Raw genomic sequence first — 17,319 nt, forward strand, 5'->3', positions numbered from 1 at the left:
CGACGATCAGCAGCTTCCCCGGAGCCTTCCAGCGGCGCCGGCGGCCGCCATCAGTGATGATCTCATAGTCAGACATAAGCACGTGCTTGGGCATATGCCTAAACCTCCATGGTTATGCCTGAGTGTCCGGTGTAGACGGAAGCCTTTTCACCTCAGAAAGACGAATAAAAGATCCCGGCGATCAGCCAAAATCAGACCAGTTCGTGAGCCGGCGCGGTCACCTCGTCTATCCACGCCATCAGTGCTTCGGGTTCGGGCGGCAGCTGGATTGCCAGCCCTTCCGCGAAGGTCTCGAAAGCCGGTCGGTTGAGCGCATTGAGACCAACCAGAACGGGAACGTCCATCGCGATCGCCTCGGCGATCACGTTGCGGAACCCTCGTCCCTCGGCCTCGTGTTTGCCGAACTTGTTGACGATCAGGAGGTCCGCCCCGGATGAGAGATCGGCCGCGACCAACCCGACCGCCGTTTCCAGCGCGGTTGGGTCGAGGCGACACCCCCGCGCCTGCGGGCCGAGGTCCTGACTGATGCGCAGAACGGCACCATCGGGCAACACTCGCACGTCCATGTCGCAGGGGCCGGCATCACAGCGCTCGCTGTTGATCTGGACAGTGCCGCAACATCTGAGACCGCGAGCCGCGAGGTCGGTTGCCAGCCGTTCAAGAACCAGGTCGGTATCGCCGCGCCCCGGCGCCATCGTGTAGGCAAGTTTCATATCTGGACTCCTCAGGATTGGCAGAACGGCTGGAATTCGACTAGCGCACCGGCTGGCAGGCTCTCGGCGTCGGCCGACAGGAACATCAACCCGTCGGCCAGGGAAAGCAGTCCGACACGAGCGGAATGCGTGGCATCCTCGAAACTGACGATCTCGCGACCCTCTGCATCAAAACCGGCCAGAGTGACGGGTCGGAGTTCGCAGCGCCCGGGCTTGCGGCGGATTGGGCTTGCGGTCACGACATGGCGCCGGGTTGGGATGGGTCCCTCGCCGCTCAGGGCACGGATCAGCGCCAGTCCGAAGACCTGCCATGTGACGAAGGCCGATACCGGGTTGCCAGGCAATCCAAGCCAGTGCGCCTTGCCGATGCGCCCGACCGACACCGGCTTGCCGGGTTTGATCGCGACGCCGCTGAACAGAGTTTCGCCGCCCAATGCCATGACGGCCGGCTTCACATGGTCTTCCTCGCCCACCGAGATACCGCCCGTGGTGATGACCAGATCGGCCTGCGACGCCATGTCGCCCAATTGACGGACAAGCCCTGCAAGACTGTCAGCACCATGGGCAGAGGCCACGATTTCAACGCCCGCACAGGCAAGGCTTGCCGTCAGCATCGGCGTGTTGACGTCCCAGATCTGGGCGGCCTCGCGGGCGCCTCCGGCGCGCCGAACCTCGTCACCGGTGACCAGCAGTGCTACGCGCATCCTGCGCCGAACGCGCAGGATGCCCGCGCCGGCGGCGGCGCAGGCGGCGATCTCCCTCGGGCCGAGCCTCTGCCCCTTGTCGAGGACGGTTGCGCCGCTGGCCATGTCACTGCCCGCACGGCGAATGTTCAAACCCGGTTCAGGTCGGCGCGACAGATGAATGACGTCCCCGTCACGCTGTACATCCTCCTGCATCACGACAGCGTCCGCGCCACTTGGGATTGGCGCGCCCGTGAAGATCCGGGCCGCCACGGCTCCGGCAACCGGTGTCGTCACCGCCTGTCCGGCAGGCACGCGCGCAACGACCGGCAGCACCCAGGGTCCGGGGCCAGTCAGGGCCGATGTCGCGATCGCATAGCCATCCATCGCCGCATTATCGAAAGCCGGTGCCATGGATCGGGACCGGACCGCCTGAGCGAGAATGCGGCCAAAGGCGCGGTCGAGCGACACGGCCTCGGTCCGACCGACCGGTGCAGTGTGCGCCGCAATCCGGGTAAGCGCCTCGTCGATGCTGATCAGCGCGTGAAGCATGTCCTGACTGTCACAGCCGCAGCCCGGTGACGCGATGGCTTGATGGATGGTCATTGTGCTGCCTCCTGTGTGGATTGGGCAGCCTGGAAGTGCCCGGGCCCAATGCTGCAATCGAGATCTCGCAGGCGCCCGTCCTTGAGCCCGTAGATCAAGCCGTGCACGCGGACATCGGCTCCGCGACGCCATGCCCTCTGAAGGATCGGCGTTTCGCAGACACGCCGAACCCCTTCGACGACGTTCAGTTCGGCCAGTCGGTCACGTTGTCCTTCGAGATCGGGTTCGCGCCCCAGATCGACCGCGTAAGCGCGAGCCAGACGCCGAATCGGCTCGAGCCAGTGATCGGCCAGACCATGGGGCAGATCCTCGGTCGCGGCCTTGACCCCGCCGCAGCCATAGTGGCCGCAAACGATGATCTCGCGCACATGCAACGCATCGACCGCGAACTCCAGCGCCGAGAGCAGGTTCATGTCCGAGGAATGAACGATGTTGGCGACGTTGCGATGGACGAATACCTCGCCCGGATCGAGCCCCGCGACCACGTTGGCCGGAACCCGGCTGTCCGAACAGCCGATCCAGAAGAACTCGGGCGCCTGAAGGGCCGCAAGGCGGGTGAAATAGTCGGGTTCCTCGGCGTGACGTTGTTGCGACCAAGCCACGTTGCGCGCCAGAAGATCATTCAGCATCGGTCGTCTCCGGGGAATCTGGCAGCCCGCGCCGCGTTCGCATGTGTTTCGACAGGGTCTGCAGATCGGCCCGAGTCAGCCGGGCGCGGGCAATCGGCAGGAGGATCGCGTTTTCGGCAACGAGGTGGCGGCGCACGTGCCCCGCAAACCTGGACAACACGGCGCGCTCCTTGGCGGTCAGATCGGCCCCCCTGTCGAGGCAACCAGCCAGCATCGCACGCACTTCAGGCAACAGACGCATCGCCTCATCCTGATCAGCCCTGATCCGGTCGATCGCACCCTCGATCGCATCCTCCTCCGTGCAGCGCCGGGCAAGAAGCGGGAACAGATCTTCCATCTCGTCGCGCAGGTGGACGTTCAATTCCTCGTTCAGAAAGCGCAGCACCGTTGTCGCTGCCTGGCGATCGAGAGCGTCCGCCGATGCCAGCCCGTCGATCACTGCGCAAATCTGACGTTCGCGCAAGTGATCTTCACTGATGAAATCCAGAGGATTTGCAAGCAGGCTCGGGCTTGTCGGTTTATCACCGCTCCCACGCAGCAATGGCTCTGACGGTTGCATGACACGTCCTTTCGCGTGGTTCAGATCGGCGCAAGGCTTGCGCCGGTGATCTGTGCGCCTTGGGCCAGAGATTCGACGAAGTCCCGTGATGCCCGCGCCCAGGCCGCCTTTTCCAGCGCCTGCGCGATTCTGGGGCGGACGGTCTCATAGGGCAGAACCTGACCTGGTGCTGTGGCGTTCAGGCGGATGATGTGCCAGCCGTGCCGAGAGAGAACGGGTGTGGGGCTGATGCCGCCCTCGGCCAGGGTGCGCAACGCCGCTTCGAACTCGGGCACGGTGTCGCCCGGGCCAAGCTGGCCCAGATGCCCAGCCGAAGCCTTGGAGCCGCAATCGCTTTCACGGGCAGCGGCGGAAAACCCTTTGGCATCACCGTCAAGCCGCGCCAGCAGGGCAAGGGCCCGCGCCTCGGCCATGGCGCGTTCGGCGTCGTCGCGCGGATCGCAGGCACACAGGATATGCGAGACATCCCAGAGCGGCGCGGATCGGTAACGGTCGGGGTCCTTTTGCCATTCCGCACGGACCGCGTCCTCGGCAATCGGCTCGATTTCCAGCGCTTCATCCAGAAGGGCACGGATCAGGGCTTCGTCTTCGGTCTCGAAGCGGCTTGGCGCCAGTTCCAGCGGGTCGGGCGTCAACCCCCGGCGCTTCGCCTCTTGCAACAGCAGTGCGCGGATGGCCAGCGCCTGCGCCGCCTTGCGCCAGGCGATGCCCGGCTTGTCCTTCGGGCCAGTGTGGTTCTGGGCCTCGGCGGCGATTGCCGCCGAGGGGATGGTCTCATTGTTCACGACGACATCGGGAAACAGGGCCACGTTCATCTGGCTCACTCCGCTGGCGTCGTGGAGGTGGGACCGCGCTTGGCTTGCACCTTGTCATAGGCGCGGCGGCGGTCTTCGAGCGGGCGATGCCGACGCGAGCGCACGATCTGGTAGCCGGGCCGCGTCAGCAGGTAGCGAAAAGGAGCGGCAAAGCCCGACCAGATGTGCACCAGCCGCGTGAAGGGAAACAGCGCCGTGATGATCAGGCCGAGGAAGATGTGCAGCTTGTAGAGCCAGTGCACGTCAACCACCGTGACCCAGGCGTTGATGTTCCAGCTGACCACGCTCTGCGACCAGGTCATGAAGCGGACCATTTCCGACCCGTCCATGTGCTGAAGCGTCTGGGTGATCGTCAGAAGGCCGATAGCCAGCTGCAGCCAGATCAGGACCATGATGAGAACATCGGGGAAGGTCGATGTCACCCGGATGCGCGGATCGACGAGGCGACGGTGCAGCAGCATGGTCGAGCCGATCAGGGCCGCGATCCCGGCCGGTCCGCCGATCAGGACTGCCATCCATTGCTTCAGCGCATAGGGAATGCCGATCGCATCCAGCACCCAGATCGGTGTGAACAGACCGACGAGGTGGCCGAAGAACACGGTCAGGATACCGACATGGAACAGGATCGAGCCCCAGATCAGCTGCTTGCGGCGCAAGAGCTGGCTCGAGGAACTTTTCCAGGTGAAGGGGTCCCGTTCATAGCGCACGATCGACCCCACGAGGAAGATCGTCAGCGCGACATAGGGCATGACCCCGAATATGACGAAGTTGATGTCGAAGTCGCCGAACATTTCATGCGCTCCTGTTCAATGGTTTCGGGGTCGGTTTGTCCATCGCCGCGAGCATGTCGCGGACTTGCGGGCAACCTGCGTTCGGATCGGGGCCGAATGTAACCTCGGTTTCCTCCCAGACGGCATCAAGCGCCGCGAGGTCGGTCGGGTCATCATCCGGCTGGGCCAGCATGTCGGCCACCGCTTCCGCGTCGGCGCGGGTTCCGGAAAGCTGCAAGAGGGAGGCGAACGCAGCAGCATACCCGCTGTCGCGCCGCCCGAGGCGGGCCGCGAGAGCATCAAGGATATGCGCCGCGTCCGCCAGAGTCTCCTGCACTTCTGCGAAGGGACGCGTCGACAGGAATTCCAGCAACACCGGCAGGTGGTCCGGCAGTTCCGAGGTGGCGGGCTCGAACCCGCCCTCCCGGTAGGTTTCGATCAAGCTGACCATCGCGCCGCCCCTGTCGCGGCTTTCGCCGTGGACGTGCTCAAAAAGATTGAGCGACAGCGTCCGCGACCGGTCGAAGAGCATCACATAGCTTTCCTGCAGGTCGTAGAGGTCGGCCTTTGCAAAGCCATCGGTCAACCTGCGCAGCGCAGCCCGTGTGTCGGCGGCGATGCGGGGATCGGCGGCGATGACGCCCCCGATTTCGGGCATGGCCTCCTGAAGCTCCCGCGAGGGATAGCTCAGGATCAGCGACAGGGCCTTGAGTGTGCGGTCCATCATCAGAAGGTCTCCTGCGGAAGGGCGAATTTCTTTTTCTTGCCGCCGAACAAGGTGGTCTTGCCGGCCTCGCCGGTGGAACAGCCGTTGCCATCGGTAAAGCCGCAGCCGCCGCGGATGTCGGCGCCATGCTCGTTCTGCTCGCGGTGCGCCGTGGGGATCGCGAAGCGGTCCTCGTAATCGGCGATGGCCATGATCTTGTACATGTCCTCGATAACCCGGCCCGACATACCTACACGGGCGGCGATCGCCTCGTCCCGCACGCCATCCACGCTGAGCGCCCGCATGTAGAGCCGCATCGCGGACATGCGTTCCAGCGCGTGAACGATGGGCTCCTCGTCCCCCGCCGTCAGCATGTTGGCGAGGTATTTGACGGGGATGCGCAGAGACCGCACGTCGGGCATCTGGTCGCTCATCGCGATCTGGCCCGCCTGAGCGGCGTTCTGGATCGGGCTAAGCGGCGGGATGTACCACACCATCGGCAGCGTCCGGTATTCGGGGTGCAGCGGGAAGGCCACCTTCCAGTCCATCGCCATCTTCCAGACCGGGCTGACCTTAGCGGCCTCGATCCAGTCCTCTGGCACACCGTCGCGGCGGGCCGCGGCGATCACCTCGGGGTCGTTCGGATCGAGAAACACATCCAGTTGCGCGCCGTAGAGATCGGTCTCGCGTTCGGCGCTGGCCGCCGCCTCGATCTTGTCGGCGTCATAAAGGATCACACCCAGATAGCGGATACGGCCGACGCAGGTTTCCGAGCAGACCGTCGGCTGGCCGGACTCGATCCGCGGATAGCAGAAGGTGCACTTCTCAGATTTGCCGGTATCCCAGTTGTAATAGACCTTCTTGTACGGGCAGCCTGAGATGCACATCCGCCAGCCGCGGCATTTCTCCTGGTCGATCAGGACGATGCCGTCCTCCTCGCGCTTGTAGATGGCACCCGAGGGGCAGGAGGCCGAGCAGGTCGGGTTGAGGCAATGCTCGCAGAGCCGCGGCAGGTACATCATGAAGGTATTTTCATACTCTCCATAGATCTCCTTCTGCACGTTCTCGAAGTTGTAGTCGGCCGACCGCTTCGAAAACTCACCGCCGAGGATTTCCTCCCAGTTCGGGCCCTTCTCGATCTTCTCCATCCGCTCGCCGGTGATCTTCGAACGCGGCCGCGCGGTTGGGAACGCGGTCATGTCGGGCGCGGATTTCAGGTGGTCGTAGTCGAAATCGAACGGCTCATAGTAGTCGTCGATCTCGGGCATCGACGGGTTGGCGAAGATGTTCGCCAGGATCCGCCACTTCGATCCCTGCTTGGGATGTAGCTTGCCGCTGGCGGACCGTGCCCAGCCGCCGTTCCATCGCTTCTGGTTTTCCCAGTCGGTCGGATAGCCGGTGCCGGGCTTGGTCTCGACGTTGTTGAACCACGCGTACTCAACGCCTTCGCGCGTCGTCCACACATTCTTGCAGGTAACCGAGCAGGTGTGACACCCGATGCATTTGTCGAGGTTCAGGACCTTGCCGATTTGCGCACGAACTCTCATTCCGCTGCCTCCACGTTCTGGGTTGCGGACCGGCTTGCGGGTTTGTCGAGCCAGTCGATCTTCTTCATTTTCCGCACGATCACGAACTCGTCGCGGTTGCTGCCCACGGTGCCGTAGTAGTTGAAGCCGTAGGACAGCTGCGCATAGCCGCCGATCATGTGCGTGGGTTTCAGCGTGGCGCGGGTCACCGAGTTGTGGATGCCGCCGCGATTGCCGGTCTTTTCCGAGCCGGGGGTGTTCACGATCTTTTCCTGAGCGTGGTACATGAAGAGCGTCCCCTGCTTGATCCGCTGGGACACCACCACCCGCGCAGTCAACGCGCCGTTGGTGTTGTAGGCCTCGACCCAGTCGTTATCGACAAGGCCCGCCTTCTGCGCGTCCACTTCGGACATCCAGACCACCGGTCCGCCCCTGTTCAGCGTCAGCATCAGCAGGTTGTCGGTATAGGTGCTGTGAATGCCCCATTTCTGGTGGGGCGTGATGAAGTTCAGCACCACGTGCGGGCTGCCCTCGGCCGCGTCGTTGTTGACGGCCGCGGTGATGGTCTTGAGGTCGACCGGCGGGCGGTAGCTGACGAAGCCCTCGCCAAAGGCCCGCATCCATTCATGATCCTGATAGAGCTGCTGGCGGCCCGTCAGGGTGCGCCACGGGATCAACTCGTGGACGTTGGTGTAGCCGGCGTTGTAGCAGACCTCCTCGCTTTCGATCCCCGACCATGTGGGGCTGGAGATGATCTTGCGCGGTTGCGCCGCGATATCGCGGAAGCGGATCTTGGTGTGGTGCGCGCCCTCGGCCAGGTGGGCATGGTGGCGACCGGTGGGTTTTTCCAACTCCTCCCACGCCTTCACGGCCACTTCGCCGTTGGTCTCGGGCGCGAGCATCAGGATCATCTCGGCCGCGTCGATGGCGGTTTCCAGCCTCGCGTGGCCCTTTGACACGCCTTCGTCCTGGACGACGCCGTTCAAGTCGCACAGGTGTTTCACCTCGACCTTCGTGTCCCAGGTGATCCCCTTGCCGCCGTTGCCGAGTTTCTCCAGCAGCGGACCGACCGAGGTGAACTTCTTGTAGAGGTTGGGATAATCCCGCTCGACCGCGATATAGTTCGGCGCGGTCTTGCCCGGGATCAGGTCACATTCGCCCTTCTTCCAGTCCTTCACATGGGCCTGAGCGAGTTCGCCGGGGGTGTCGTGCAGCAGCGGAAGCTGGACGATATCGGTTTCGACACCCAGAACCTCGGGTGCCACTTCCGAGAACTTGCGGGCGATCGACTTGAAGATCTCCCAGTCCGACTTCGACTCGTAGGCCGGGTCCACCGCCGCCTGAAGCGGGTGGATGAACGGGTGCATGTCCGAGGTGTTGAGGTCGTCCTTTTCGTACCAGCTGGCGGTCGGCAGGACGATGTCGGAATAGACCGCCGTCGTGGACATGCGGAAGTCGATGCAGACCAGCAGGTCGAGCTTGCCCTTCGGCGCCTCGTCATGCCAGACGGCCTCCTTCGGCATCACGCCGCCTTCCTCGCCCAGGTCCTTGCCCATCACGCCGTGATCGGTACCGAGCAAGTGCTTGAGGAAATACTCGTGTCCCTTGCCCGAAGACCCGAGCAGGTTCGACCGCCAGACGAACAGGTTGCGCGGCCAGTTTTCCGGGGCGTCCGGATCCTGGCAGGACATTTCCAGATCGCCGGATTTCAGCTGTTCGGCGACGTAGTCCTTGATCTCCTTGCCCGCCTTCTTGGCAGCTTTCGAGACCTCCAGCGGGTTGGTTTTCAACTGCGGGGCGGACGGCAGCCAGCCCATGCGCTCGGCCCGGATGTTGTAGTCTATCAGGGAAATGTCCCAATCGCCGTCGGGCGCCGTGGGCGACAGGATTTCGCCCGCCCGCAGGGTCTCGTAGCGCCACTGGTCGGTATGGGCATACCAGCAGGATGTCGAGTTCATGTGCCGCGGCGGACGGTTCCAGTCCAGCGCGAAGGCCAGCGGCTGCCAGCCGGTCTGCGGGCGCAGCTTTTCCTGCCCCACGTAGTGCGACCAGCCGCCGCCCTCCTGGCCGATGCAGCCGCACATCACCAGCATGTTGATGATGCCGCGATAGTTCATGTCCATGTGGTACCAGTGGTTCAGACCGGCCCCGAGGATGACCATGGACTTGCCATGGGTCTTTTCGGCGTTGCCTGCGAACTCCCGCGCGACCGCGATTATCTTTTCAGCAGCCACGCCGGTGATCTTCTCGGCCCAGGCCGGGGTGTAGGGGCTGTCGTCGTTGAAATCCTTGGACACCCAGTCACCGCCAAGGCCCCGGTCGAGACCGTAATTGGCGCAGAAGAGGTCGAACACCGTGGCCACCAGCACTTCCTTGCCGTCGGCCAGTTTGACCTTCCGCGCGGGGATGTTCCGGGTCAGCACCTCGGGATGGTCGCACTTGACGAAGTCGCCCGTGGCCGCGCCGCCGAAAAAGGGGAAGTCGACGCCGACAACCTCGTCGTGGTCGCCATCGAGAATCTGGCTCAGGCGCAGTTTGGTTTCCGCGCCTTTCGCCTGTTCTTCAAGGTTCCATTTTCCCTCTTCGCCCCAGCGGAAGCCGATCGACCCGTTGGGAGCGACGACCTTGCCCGATGCCTCGTCGAAGGCGACGGTCTTCCAGTCGGGATTGTTCGACTCGCCCAGATTGCCGTCGAAATCGTCGGCGCGCAGCATGCGGCCCGGCACGAGGTGCCCGTCCTTTTCGTCGAGCCGAACGAGCATCGGCATGTCCGTGTACTTGCGGGCGTAGTCCTCGAAATACGCGGCCTGCCGGTCGAGGTGGAATTCGCGCAGGATCACATGGCCCATTGCCATCGCCAGCGCCGCGTCGGTGCCGGCCTGCGGATTCAACCAGATATCGCCGAACTTGGCCGCCTCGGAATAGTCGGGGCTGACCACGGCGGACTTGGTGCCGCGATACCTCACCTCGGTATAGAAATGGGCGTCAGGCGTGCGGGTTTGCGGCACGTTCGAGCCCCAAAGCATCAGGAACCCGGCATTGTACCAGTCGGCCGATTCCGGCACGTCGGTCTGTTCGCCCCAAGTCTGGGGAGAAGCGGGGGGCAAGTCGCAGTACCAGTCGTAGAAGGACATGGCCGTGCCGCCCAGAAGCGACAGGTAGCGCGAGCCCGCGGCATAGCTGACCATCGACATCGCGGGGATCGGCGAGAAGCCGAACACGCGGTCTGGACCGTAGGTCTTCGCGGTATAGGCGTTGGCGGCGGCGACGATCTCGGTCGCCTCGTCCCAGCTTGCCCGCACGAACCCGCCCTTGCCGCGCGTCTTGGTATAGGAGGCACGCAGGATTGGATCGTTCTGGATCGCGGCCCAGGCGACGACCGGCGTCATGGTCTCGCGCATCTTGCGCCAGGCGCGCATCAGGCTGCCCCGGATCAGCGGGTTCTTCACGCGGTTGGCGGAATAGAGATACCAGCTGTAGGACGCTCCCCGCGCGCAGCCGCGCGGCTCGTGGTTGGGCAGGCCAGCCCGGGTGCGCGGATAATCGGTCTGCTGCGTTTCCCAAGTCACGATGCCGGACTTGACGTAGATCTTCCAGGAACACGACCCGGTGCAGTTCACCCCGTGGGTCGAGCGGACGATCTTGTCGTGCCGCCAGCGGTTTCTGTAGGTGTCCTCCCAGTCGCGGTTCTCGCGGGTGGTCTGACCCCAACCGTCCGAGAATTGCTCCAGTTCCTTGCTCTGGAAGAAGTTCAGTTTGTCGAGCAGATGGCTCATTGGGCTGTCCTTTCGGGTGTCTGGGTGCGGGCGGCGGACTGCGCCGCCCGGGAATTCAATTGGATCATTCAGCGGGCTGGGCTGCGGTGCCCTGCGGTGTGCGGCCATGTTCGATGTCGTGGAGAAGGCCGCCGGGGCGCGTGTAGACCGCCCAGGTGATAACGACGCAGATGACGTAGAAGATCAGGAAGCCCCAGAGCGCCCCCACGGCGGACCCGGTCATCGCGATGGACGTCCCGTAGGCCTTGGGGATGAAGAAGGCGCCGTAAGCCGCGATCGCCGAGGTGAAGGCCACGATGGCCCCGGATTCCATCGCGATCTGCCGCTTGCGTTCCTCGACGCCCAACTGCGGCATCAGGCGCGGAATTTCACGTCCCATGATCACCGGGATCATCTGGAAGGTGGAGGCATTGCCAACACCGGTCAGGAAGAACAGGGCCATGAAGCAGGCAAAGAAGCCGATGAAAGATCCGAGCCCGAGGAAAGTGATCACGCCGAAGGTGGCCACGATCATCAGCGCGAAGGTCCAGAAGGTCACGCGACCACCGCCGAACTTGTCCGAGATCCAGCCGGTTCCGGCGCGGCTGAGCGCACCGACCAGCGGCCCAAGGAACACGTAGTTGAGCGCGTTCACATCCGGGAAGGCCAGCCGCGTCAGCAGCGGGAAGCCGGCTGAATACCCAATGAAGCTGCCAAAGGTGCCGGTGTAGAGGATGCACATCAGCCAGTTCTGCTTGCGTCCGAAGATCACCGCCTGGTCGGCAAAGCTGGCGCGTGCGTCCGCGATGTCGTTCATGCCCAGCCAGGCCGCGATGGTCGCCGCAAGGATGAAGGGCACCCAGACGAAGCCTGCGTTCTGCATCCAAAGCTGCCCACCGTCGGACAGGGTCACGGGCTCACCGCCGATGGCTCCGAACACACCCGCCGTGATGACGATGGGCACAAGGAACTGCATGACCGAGACGCCGAGGTTCCCAAGACCCGCGTTCAGCGCCAGCGCGTTGCCCTTTTCGGCCTTCGGGAAGAAGTAGCCGATATTGGCCATACTCGACGCGAAGTTGCCGCCGCCGAACCCGCACAGAAGGGCCAGGACGAGGAAGATCAGGTAGGGCGTCTCGGGGTTTTGCACCGCATAGCCGATGCCCATCGCGGGCAGAAGCAGCGAGGCGGTCGACAGCGTCGTCCACAGCCGCCCGCCGAAGATCGGCACCATGAAGCTGTAGAAGATACGGAGCGTGGCGCCCGAAAGGCCGGGCAAGGCCGCCAGCCAGAAAAGCTGTCCCGGGGTGAAGTCGAACCCAATGGCGGGCAGACGGGCCACGACCACCGACCACACCATCCAGACCGAGAAGGCCAGCAGGAGCGCCGGGATCGAGATCCAGAGATTCCGGCGTGCGACGGCGCGGCCCTTTTCGGCCCAGAATTGCGCGTCCTCGGGCCGCCAATCTTCCAGCACGCGCGGCATGGCGGTGCGTTCGGGATGGTGGATGTCCTGCATCTCGGGCAGCTGCGGCAGCGCGTCGAGGACTTCGCCATGCGCCGCACGCTCCATCGCCCGGACCGACAGGTGCATCCAGCTCAGCGCGATGGCGACCAGTCCGAAGAGCAGCGCGAAACACGATGTATAGATGCCCGTCAGGTCCAGCAGCGCACCGAAGGCAATGGGAAGGACGAACCCGCCAAGTCCCCCAATCATGCCGACAAGCCCGCCGACCGCGCCCACATGGCCCGGGTAATAAACCGGGATGTGCTTGAAGACAGCTGCCTTGCCGAGGCTCATGAAGAAACCCAAGCCGAACAGCGTCACTATGAAGGGCCACAGACCCATCTGGGTCGAGAAGGCGATGGCACCGTCCTTGCCCTGGATGACGTAGTCCGTCGGCGGGTAGCTCAGCATGAACAGGAACAGCAGGGAAAAGCCGAAGGTCCAGTACATGACCCGGCGCGCGCCGAACTTGTCCGACAGCACGCCACCATAGGCCCGGAACAGAGAAGCTGAGAGGCTGAACGAGGCAGCCGCCATGCCTGCGAAGCGCACGTCGATGCCGTAGACGTCGATCAGGTAGTGCGGCATCCACAGCGCGAGGGCTACGAAGGCGCCGAACACAAAGAAATAGTAGAGTGAGAACCGCCAGACCTGCAGGTTCTTGAGCGGTGCGAACTGTTGGGCGAGCGACGGGGCCTTGGCGCCCGTCTTGCGGCGTTCAACCAGTTCGGGGTCGTCCTTGGCCAGAAGGAAGAACAGCACGCCGATGATCGCGAGGCCCGCCGCCCAGACATAGGCGACACCGTGCCAGCCATAGGCGACCATCACGAAGGGGGCCACGAACTTGGTGACCGCCGCGCCGACGTTGCCCGCACCAAAGATCCCGAGCGCCGTGCCCTGGTGGCCAGCGTCATACCACCGGCTGACATAGGCCACGCCGATGATGAACGACCCACCCGCGAGGCCGATGCCGAGCGCCGCGATCAGGTACATGATGTAGCTGTCCGCCAGTGTCAGCGCCCAGGTCGCAAGCGCGGTCAGGATCATCTGGCTGGAGAACACCAGCCGTCCGCCGTATTTCTCGGTCCAGACACCGAGAAACAGGCGGGTGACCGATCCGGTCAGGATCGGTGTCGCGACCAGCAGGCCGAACTGGGTGTCGTTCAGTCCAAGCTCGGCCTTGATGGCGACACCGATGATGGAAAAGATCGTCCAGACCGCGAAACAGGCGGTAAAGGCGATCGTGCTCAAGCTCAGGGCGCGTGTCTGATCGGCGCGTGAGGCTGTTGCAACGGTCTGCATGGCGGGTCTCCGGCAAAATAAGTCTTTCACCCCTGCGTGGGGATCAGTGCCAGACCTGACGCCACAACGACGCTCGTGACTTGATCTAGATCACAAAATTGGGAAAATACTAGCGAAATAAATGGCTTACAGAAATATGTCATCCAGTGCGCGGTGGCAGATCAAGGTTAAAGCGGCGAATGTCAACTGGTGGGTTGACATTTATCAATTGATTTGCTGACAATTGTTAAGCGCGCAAAGTCAGGGGGGACGAAATGCCCGATTCAGAATACCGGGATATTCGAAAACTCGATCTCTTTGCGCAGATGGCGGATGATAATTTCACGTCCTTGATGCGTGGCGCCTATGTGCAGAATTTCCCTGCGCAGATCGAATTGATCACTGAAGGAGAACCGAGCGATTTTCTTCATATCGTCATTTCGGGTTCGGTGGATCTGTTTTCGGCCTGGAATGGGCGGGATACCAGCATGGCGACTGTCCGCCCGATCTCGACCTTCATTCTTGCCGCGACCATCAAGGATGCGCCCTACCTAATGTCGGCCCGCACGCTCGAGAAAAGCAGGATCGCGCTGATCCCAAGTCAGGACGTTCGCGCGATCTTCGACGCCGACAGCAACTTTGCCCGTGCGATCGTCACGGAACTGGCGCAGTGCTATCGCTCTGTCATCAAGGCGCAGAAGGATCTGAAACTCAGAACCTCGCTCGAGCGGCTCGCGAACTACTTGCTCAGGCAACAACGGCACGCCGGCGGCCGGGCTGCGTTCGAGCTGAATTTCGAGAAGCGGCGCCTGGCCTCTGTGCTGGGCATGACCCCTGAAAATCTCAGCCGCGCCTTCAAGGGGCTGCAGCCCTATGGCGTGACCGTGACCGGCACCCGCATCTCCATCGACAATCAGGCGGACCTTGAGCGCTTTGCGAAACCAAATCCACTGATTGATGACTTTTCAACCTGAGGGACTGACAGATGACAAAATCCATGCCTGGCGCCGCCGGAGATCTCGCCGAGGAATATCCCAGTGTCTGGAAAGCCTACGCCGCCTTGGGCAAGGCGACCGCCGATTGCGGCCCGTTGACAGACCGCGAGAAGCGCCTCGTCAAACTCGCCCTCGCGATTGGCGCGGGCTCCGAAGGCGCGGTGCATTCCCACACCCGGCGCGCCATATCGGAGGGGATTGAGGCTGAGGCGATCATGCAGGTCGCGATGCTGGCCATCGGCCCGCTTGGCCTGCCCCGTGCCGTCGCCGCGAAGACCTGGATCGAAGATATCGAGGATTAGAACTCCGTTCGGCTGAGCGGTCTGTCACCGGGCCTCGGGACGCAACCGCTCTTCCTTTTGCAGGTCTTCGATAAGTCGATGGTTGGGGCAAAACCCCGGCGGCTTGCCACCGTCTGCGGTCTTGTCGAGCCAACGTCCGCAAGTCTCGTCCGCATTGCAGGAAACGCAGGTTTCGACACTGTGTCGCGCGACGCTTTCCAAATCCTGCGCTGCATGCAAAGCCGCCAAGCTCACTCCGCTTTTTGCAAACATGCGCCGACGCAACCGCATTCTTTTTTCGAAGGCTTCAATGGTGAGAGTATCGCTGTCCAATTTCAGCACGACGCGCCTCCAAGTTTATCCTTGAATTCATACCATAGTCGGCATCGCTTGTCGCCTCGTTCCGCAGCGTAGCCGACAACTTCATGCAAGTGGGTCGACGCCGAAAAGCCATGGGTGGAGCCAGAGCAACGCAACATAAAGGCCAATTCCAATCGCCATTCGGGTCGCGAGACGTTGCCACGAGACAGGCAGGCAGAGGAACGGCGCATCCGCCACGCGATCACGCATCCGTTGCCACTCCGGCCCCATCTCGCGGCGCTTGCGCCGGTCGATCAGTCGGCCTCCCAGCAGCGCGAAGGCGGCGAAGGTGCCGAACAGGATCACATGGGCCAGATCTCCGTTGGGCACGACATGGGCCGCCGCCCAAAGCGCCAACGCCAGCAGCAGCGGATGACGCCACACCCGGACGATGCCGGGCCGTGCCGGGTCGAACTGGTCGTTGCGTGCACCCCCGAACGAAAACGGGTTGGGCCGGCCGATGGAGAGCGCAAGGATCAGGCAGACCGGCCCCATGAACGTCAGGGGGACATGGACCTGCCATGGCGCCCAGTCCCAAAGAGCCACATATGGCGCGCGACCCGCCGCCGCGATCAACCAAGCCAGCGCCGCGAGCGACAGGGCGGAGTAGGCGATTGTGAAGCCAGAAGCGCCAAGCCGCGCCTGAAGCCAGGGCCGCAGTGGCGGTCGCACGGGCAAGGAATGTGACAGGAAGAACACGGCATAGGCCAGGGCGAACTCGAACCATCCCATCGATGCGCGCCTCAGACCCGCTTGGCCGCGGGAAGGCGCAGCAAGAGCGCACCGTAGATGACGGCAAAGCCCCCGAAGGCGACGATCCACGACAGCCCGGCCACGGTATGCAACGGTCCGGAGACCTCGGGGACTACGCCGCCCGCGACCCGCGTAAAGACGGACAGGACCAGGGCCAGATAGATCGCGACCGTGCCCGCCCCCGCCGTCAGAGCCTGCCCGGTATGGCCCAGCGTCGCGCGCGTCATCACAGCCAGTGTCATCAACCCGATTGCGCCCGCCATCCAGAAATGCTGCGCACCCGCCATCCCGAACGCCCCCGGCACCAGGATTTCTGCCGCCAGCGCCAAGGCCCCCAACGGCACGAAGGCATAGCCCGCGTGCAGCACCGTCACCAGTGGCTCGGCCAAGGTCCGGTGCCCGGCCCAACGGGCCAATCGCAGGGCATGCAACACGCCTGCCAGCGCAAGCGCCAGCCCGGTCAGCGTCCCGAGAGGCAAGACGACCCATAGCACAAGCGCCACCAGAAGTGCCGCCAGCGCCGCCTTGTCGAAGGACTGCATCGGCGACACGGGCAAGGCGGTGCTGCGCCGTTTCACCAGCCAGTTGCGGGTGAAGGACGGTACCACACGGCCGCCGATGAAGGCGATCATCATGATGCCCGCCCCGAGGCCCAGCCGCAGGCCGTAGCCATGGGCCGCGTAGTCGCCCTCTGCCGCCTCCCAGTGGAAAAGTGCATTGCCGATGATGAAGACCCCCAGCATCGCCAGCACGATCAGGTTGCGCCAGTTCTTGCCCGCCACGATCTCCCGCGCGATCAGGAGCGCAAATACAACCGGAAACGCGAGATCAGCCACGGCTACCAGCAAAGCAGGCATGCCGCCCGAGACCGCAACCGCCACACGCCCTGCCAACCAAAGGCCCGCGAGCATCCCGAGACGCCAACCGACGATCGGCAAGCGCCCCGTCCAGTTTGGCACCGCGGTCAGCAGGAACCCCGCGACGACGGCGCCCAGATAACCGAACAGGAATTCATGCGCGTGCCATGACACGGGCTCGAAAGCGGTGGGCAACGTCAGGTGCCCCAACAGCATCGGCACCCAAAGTGCCATCGCCAGCGCTGCCCAGACCGCCGCGCCGAAGAAGAACGGGCGGAACCCGAAGGTCAGGATCGCGGGTCCGGTCCAGGCGCGCATCTGTTCGGTTGTGGTGGTCATCTGTGTGTCCTTGAGTCCGGCCTTGTTGCCGCGGAGCCGTCCTCGGTCAGGATCAGGTCGAGCGGGATGTCATGGGGTTGCGGAAAGATCGTCGGCAGGCGCGCCACATCGCGCGCCTGCCCGGGATGAACGCCAAGCGGGTCGAAATACGAAGGGCATACCTCTCCAGCCATGCAAGGCGGCG

General features: G+C 63.6%; 16 protein-coding genes. 2 read left to right on the top strand and 14 right to left on the bottom strand.

The genetic code is table 11. The features are described 5' to 3' along the window. Window positions 1-191 precede the first annotated feature (191 nt). The 10 genes from F3H35_RS16690 to F3H35_RS16735 form a co-directional block, all read right to left on the bottom strand. The gene (locus F3H35_RS16690) at window positions 192-713 is read right to left on the bottom strand and encodes a DUF2478 domain-containing protein (RefSeq protein WP_149780678.1); all 522 of its coding nucleotides are present in this window, start codon (window positions 711-713) and stop codon (window positions 192-194) included. A gap of 11 nt (window positions 714-724) precedes the next feature. After that, the gene (locus F3H35_RS16695; RefSeq protein WP_149780679.1) at window positions 725-2,002 is read right to left on the bottom strand and encodes a molybdopterin molybdotransferase MoeA; all 1,278 of its coding nucleotides are present in this window, start codon (window positions 2,000-2,002) and stop codon (window positions 725-727) included. Further along, a complete protein-coding gene (locus tag F3H35_RS16700) occupies window positions 1,999-2,631 on the bottom strand; it encodes a carbonic anhydrase (protein WP_127562659.1) in 633 nt (210 codons plus the stop codon). Before F3H35_RS16700 ends, F3H35_RS16695 begins: the two co-directional genes overlap by 4 nt. After that, window positions 2,621-3,190, bottom strand: coding sequence for a hemerythrin domain-containing protein (locus F3H35_RS16705; protein ID WP_149780680.1), 570 nt, complete (start codon window positions 3,188-3,190; stop codon window positions 2,621-2,623). The genes F3H35_RS16700 and F3H35_RS16705 overlap by 11 nt, the downstream gene beginning before the upstream one ends. Window positions 3,191-3,210: 20 nt before the next feature. Then, window positions 3,211-4,005 carry a peptidylprolyl isomerase gene (locus F3H35_RS16710; protein ID WP_149780681.1) on the bottom strand — a complete coding sequence of 265 codons (795 nt, stop codon included), beginning with the start codon at window positions 4,003-4,005 and terminating at the stop codon, window positions 3,211-3,213. Between the two features lie 5 nt (window positions 4,006-4,010). Next, entirely contained in the window at window positions 4,011-4,796 is a 786-nt protein-coding gene (narI, locus tag F3H35_RS16715; protein ID WP_149780682.1) for a respiratory nitrate reductase subunit gamma, read from the bottom strand. Between the two features lies 1 nt (window position 4,797). Continuing rightward, entirely contained in the window at window positions 4,798-5,499 is a 702-nt protein-coding gene (narJ, locus tag F3H35_RS16720; RefSeq protein ID WP_149780753.1) for a nitrate reductase molybdenum cofactor assembly chaperone, read from the bottom strand. A 2-nt stretch (window positions 5,500-5,501) separates the two neighbouring features. Next, complete coding sequence (narH, locus tag F3H35_RS16725; protein ID WP_149780683.1) at window positions 5,502-7,028, bottom strand: nitrate reductase subunit beta; 1,527 nt, start codon at window positions 7,026-7,028, stop codon at window positions 5,502-5,504. Next, complete coding sequence (locus tag F3H35_RS16730; protein WP_149780684.1) at window positions 7,025-10,783, bottom strand: nitrate reductase subunit alpha; 3,759 nt, start codon at window positions 10,781-10,783, stop codon at window positions 7,025-7,027. The genes narH and F3H35_RS16730 overlap by 4 nt, the downstream gene beginning before the upstream one ends. A gap of 64 nt (window positions 10,784-10,847) precedes the next feature. Then, on the bottom strand, window positions 10,848-13,571 hold the full coding sequence (locus F3H35_RS16735; protein WP_149780685.1) for a nitrate/nitrite transporter: 2,724 nt from the start codon (window positions 13,569-13,571) through the stop codon (window positions 10,848-10,850). Between the two features lie 254 nt (window positions 13,572-13,825). Between F3H35_RS16735 and F3H35_RS16740 the strand changes: the two genes are divergently transcribed. Together F3H35_RS16740 and F3H35_RS16745 are read left to right on the top strand one after the other, a co-directional pair. Beyond that, on the top strand, window positions 13,826-14,524 hold the full coding sequence (locus F3H35_RS16740) for a cyclic nucleotide-binding domain-containing protein (RefSeq protein WP_149780686.1): 699 nt from the start codon (window positions 13,826-13,828) through the stop codon (window positions 14,522-14,524). 23 nt (window positions 14,525-14,547) lie between these two features. Beyond that, complete coding sequence (locus F3H35_RS16745; RefSeq protein WP_223228455.1) at window positions 14,548-14,847, top strand: carboxymuconolactone decarboxylase family protein; 300 nt, start codon at window positions 14,548-14,550, stop codon at window positions 14,845-14,847. A 24-nt stretch (window positions 14,848-14,871) separates the two neighbouring features. Here the strand turns inward: F3H35_RS16745 and F3H35_RS16750 are convergent, their stop codons facing one another. From F3H35_RS16750 to F3H35_RS18945, 4 genes are all read right to left on the bottom strand, one after another. Beyond that, window positions 14,872-15,168 (bottom strand): DUF6455 family protein, encoded by a 297-nt coding sequence (locus F3H35_RS16750; protein ID WP_149780688.1) that lies wholly within the window; start codon window positions 15,166-15,168, stop codon window positions 14,872-14,874. Window positions 15,169-15,249: 81 nt separating this feature from the next. Continuing rightward, complete coding sequence (locus F3H35_RS16755) at window positions 15,250-15,918, bottom strand: NnrU family protein (protein ID WP_149780689.1); 669 nt, start codon at window positions 15,916-15,918, stop codon at window positions 15,250-15,252. Window positions 15,919-15,929: 11 nt separating this feature from the next. Continuing rightward, entirely contained in the window at window positions 15,930-17,135 is a 1,206-nt protein-coding gene (locus F3H35_RS16760; protein ID WP_149780690.1) for an NnrS family protein, read from the bottom strand. Continuing rightward, on the bottom strand, window positions 17,132-17,308 hold the full coding sequence (locus tag F3H35_RS18945) for a hypothetical protein (protein ID WP_188130017.1): 177 nt from the start codon (window positions 17,306-17,308) through the stop codon (window positions 17,132-17,134). The genes F3H35_RS16760 and F3H35_RS18945 overlap by 4 nt, the downstream gene beginning before the upstream one ends. Between the last annotated feature and the right edge of the window lie 11 nt (window positions 17,309-17,319).

The sequence above is a fragment of the Roseovarius litoreus genome, assembly GCF_900142765.1.
In the GTDB taxonomy this organism is placed as follows: domain Bacteria; phylum Pseudomonadota; class Alphaproteobacteria; order Rhodobacterales; family Rhodobacteraceae; genus Roseovarius; species Roseovarius litoreus.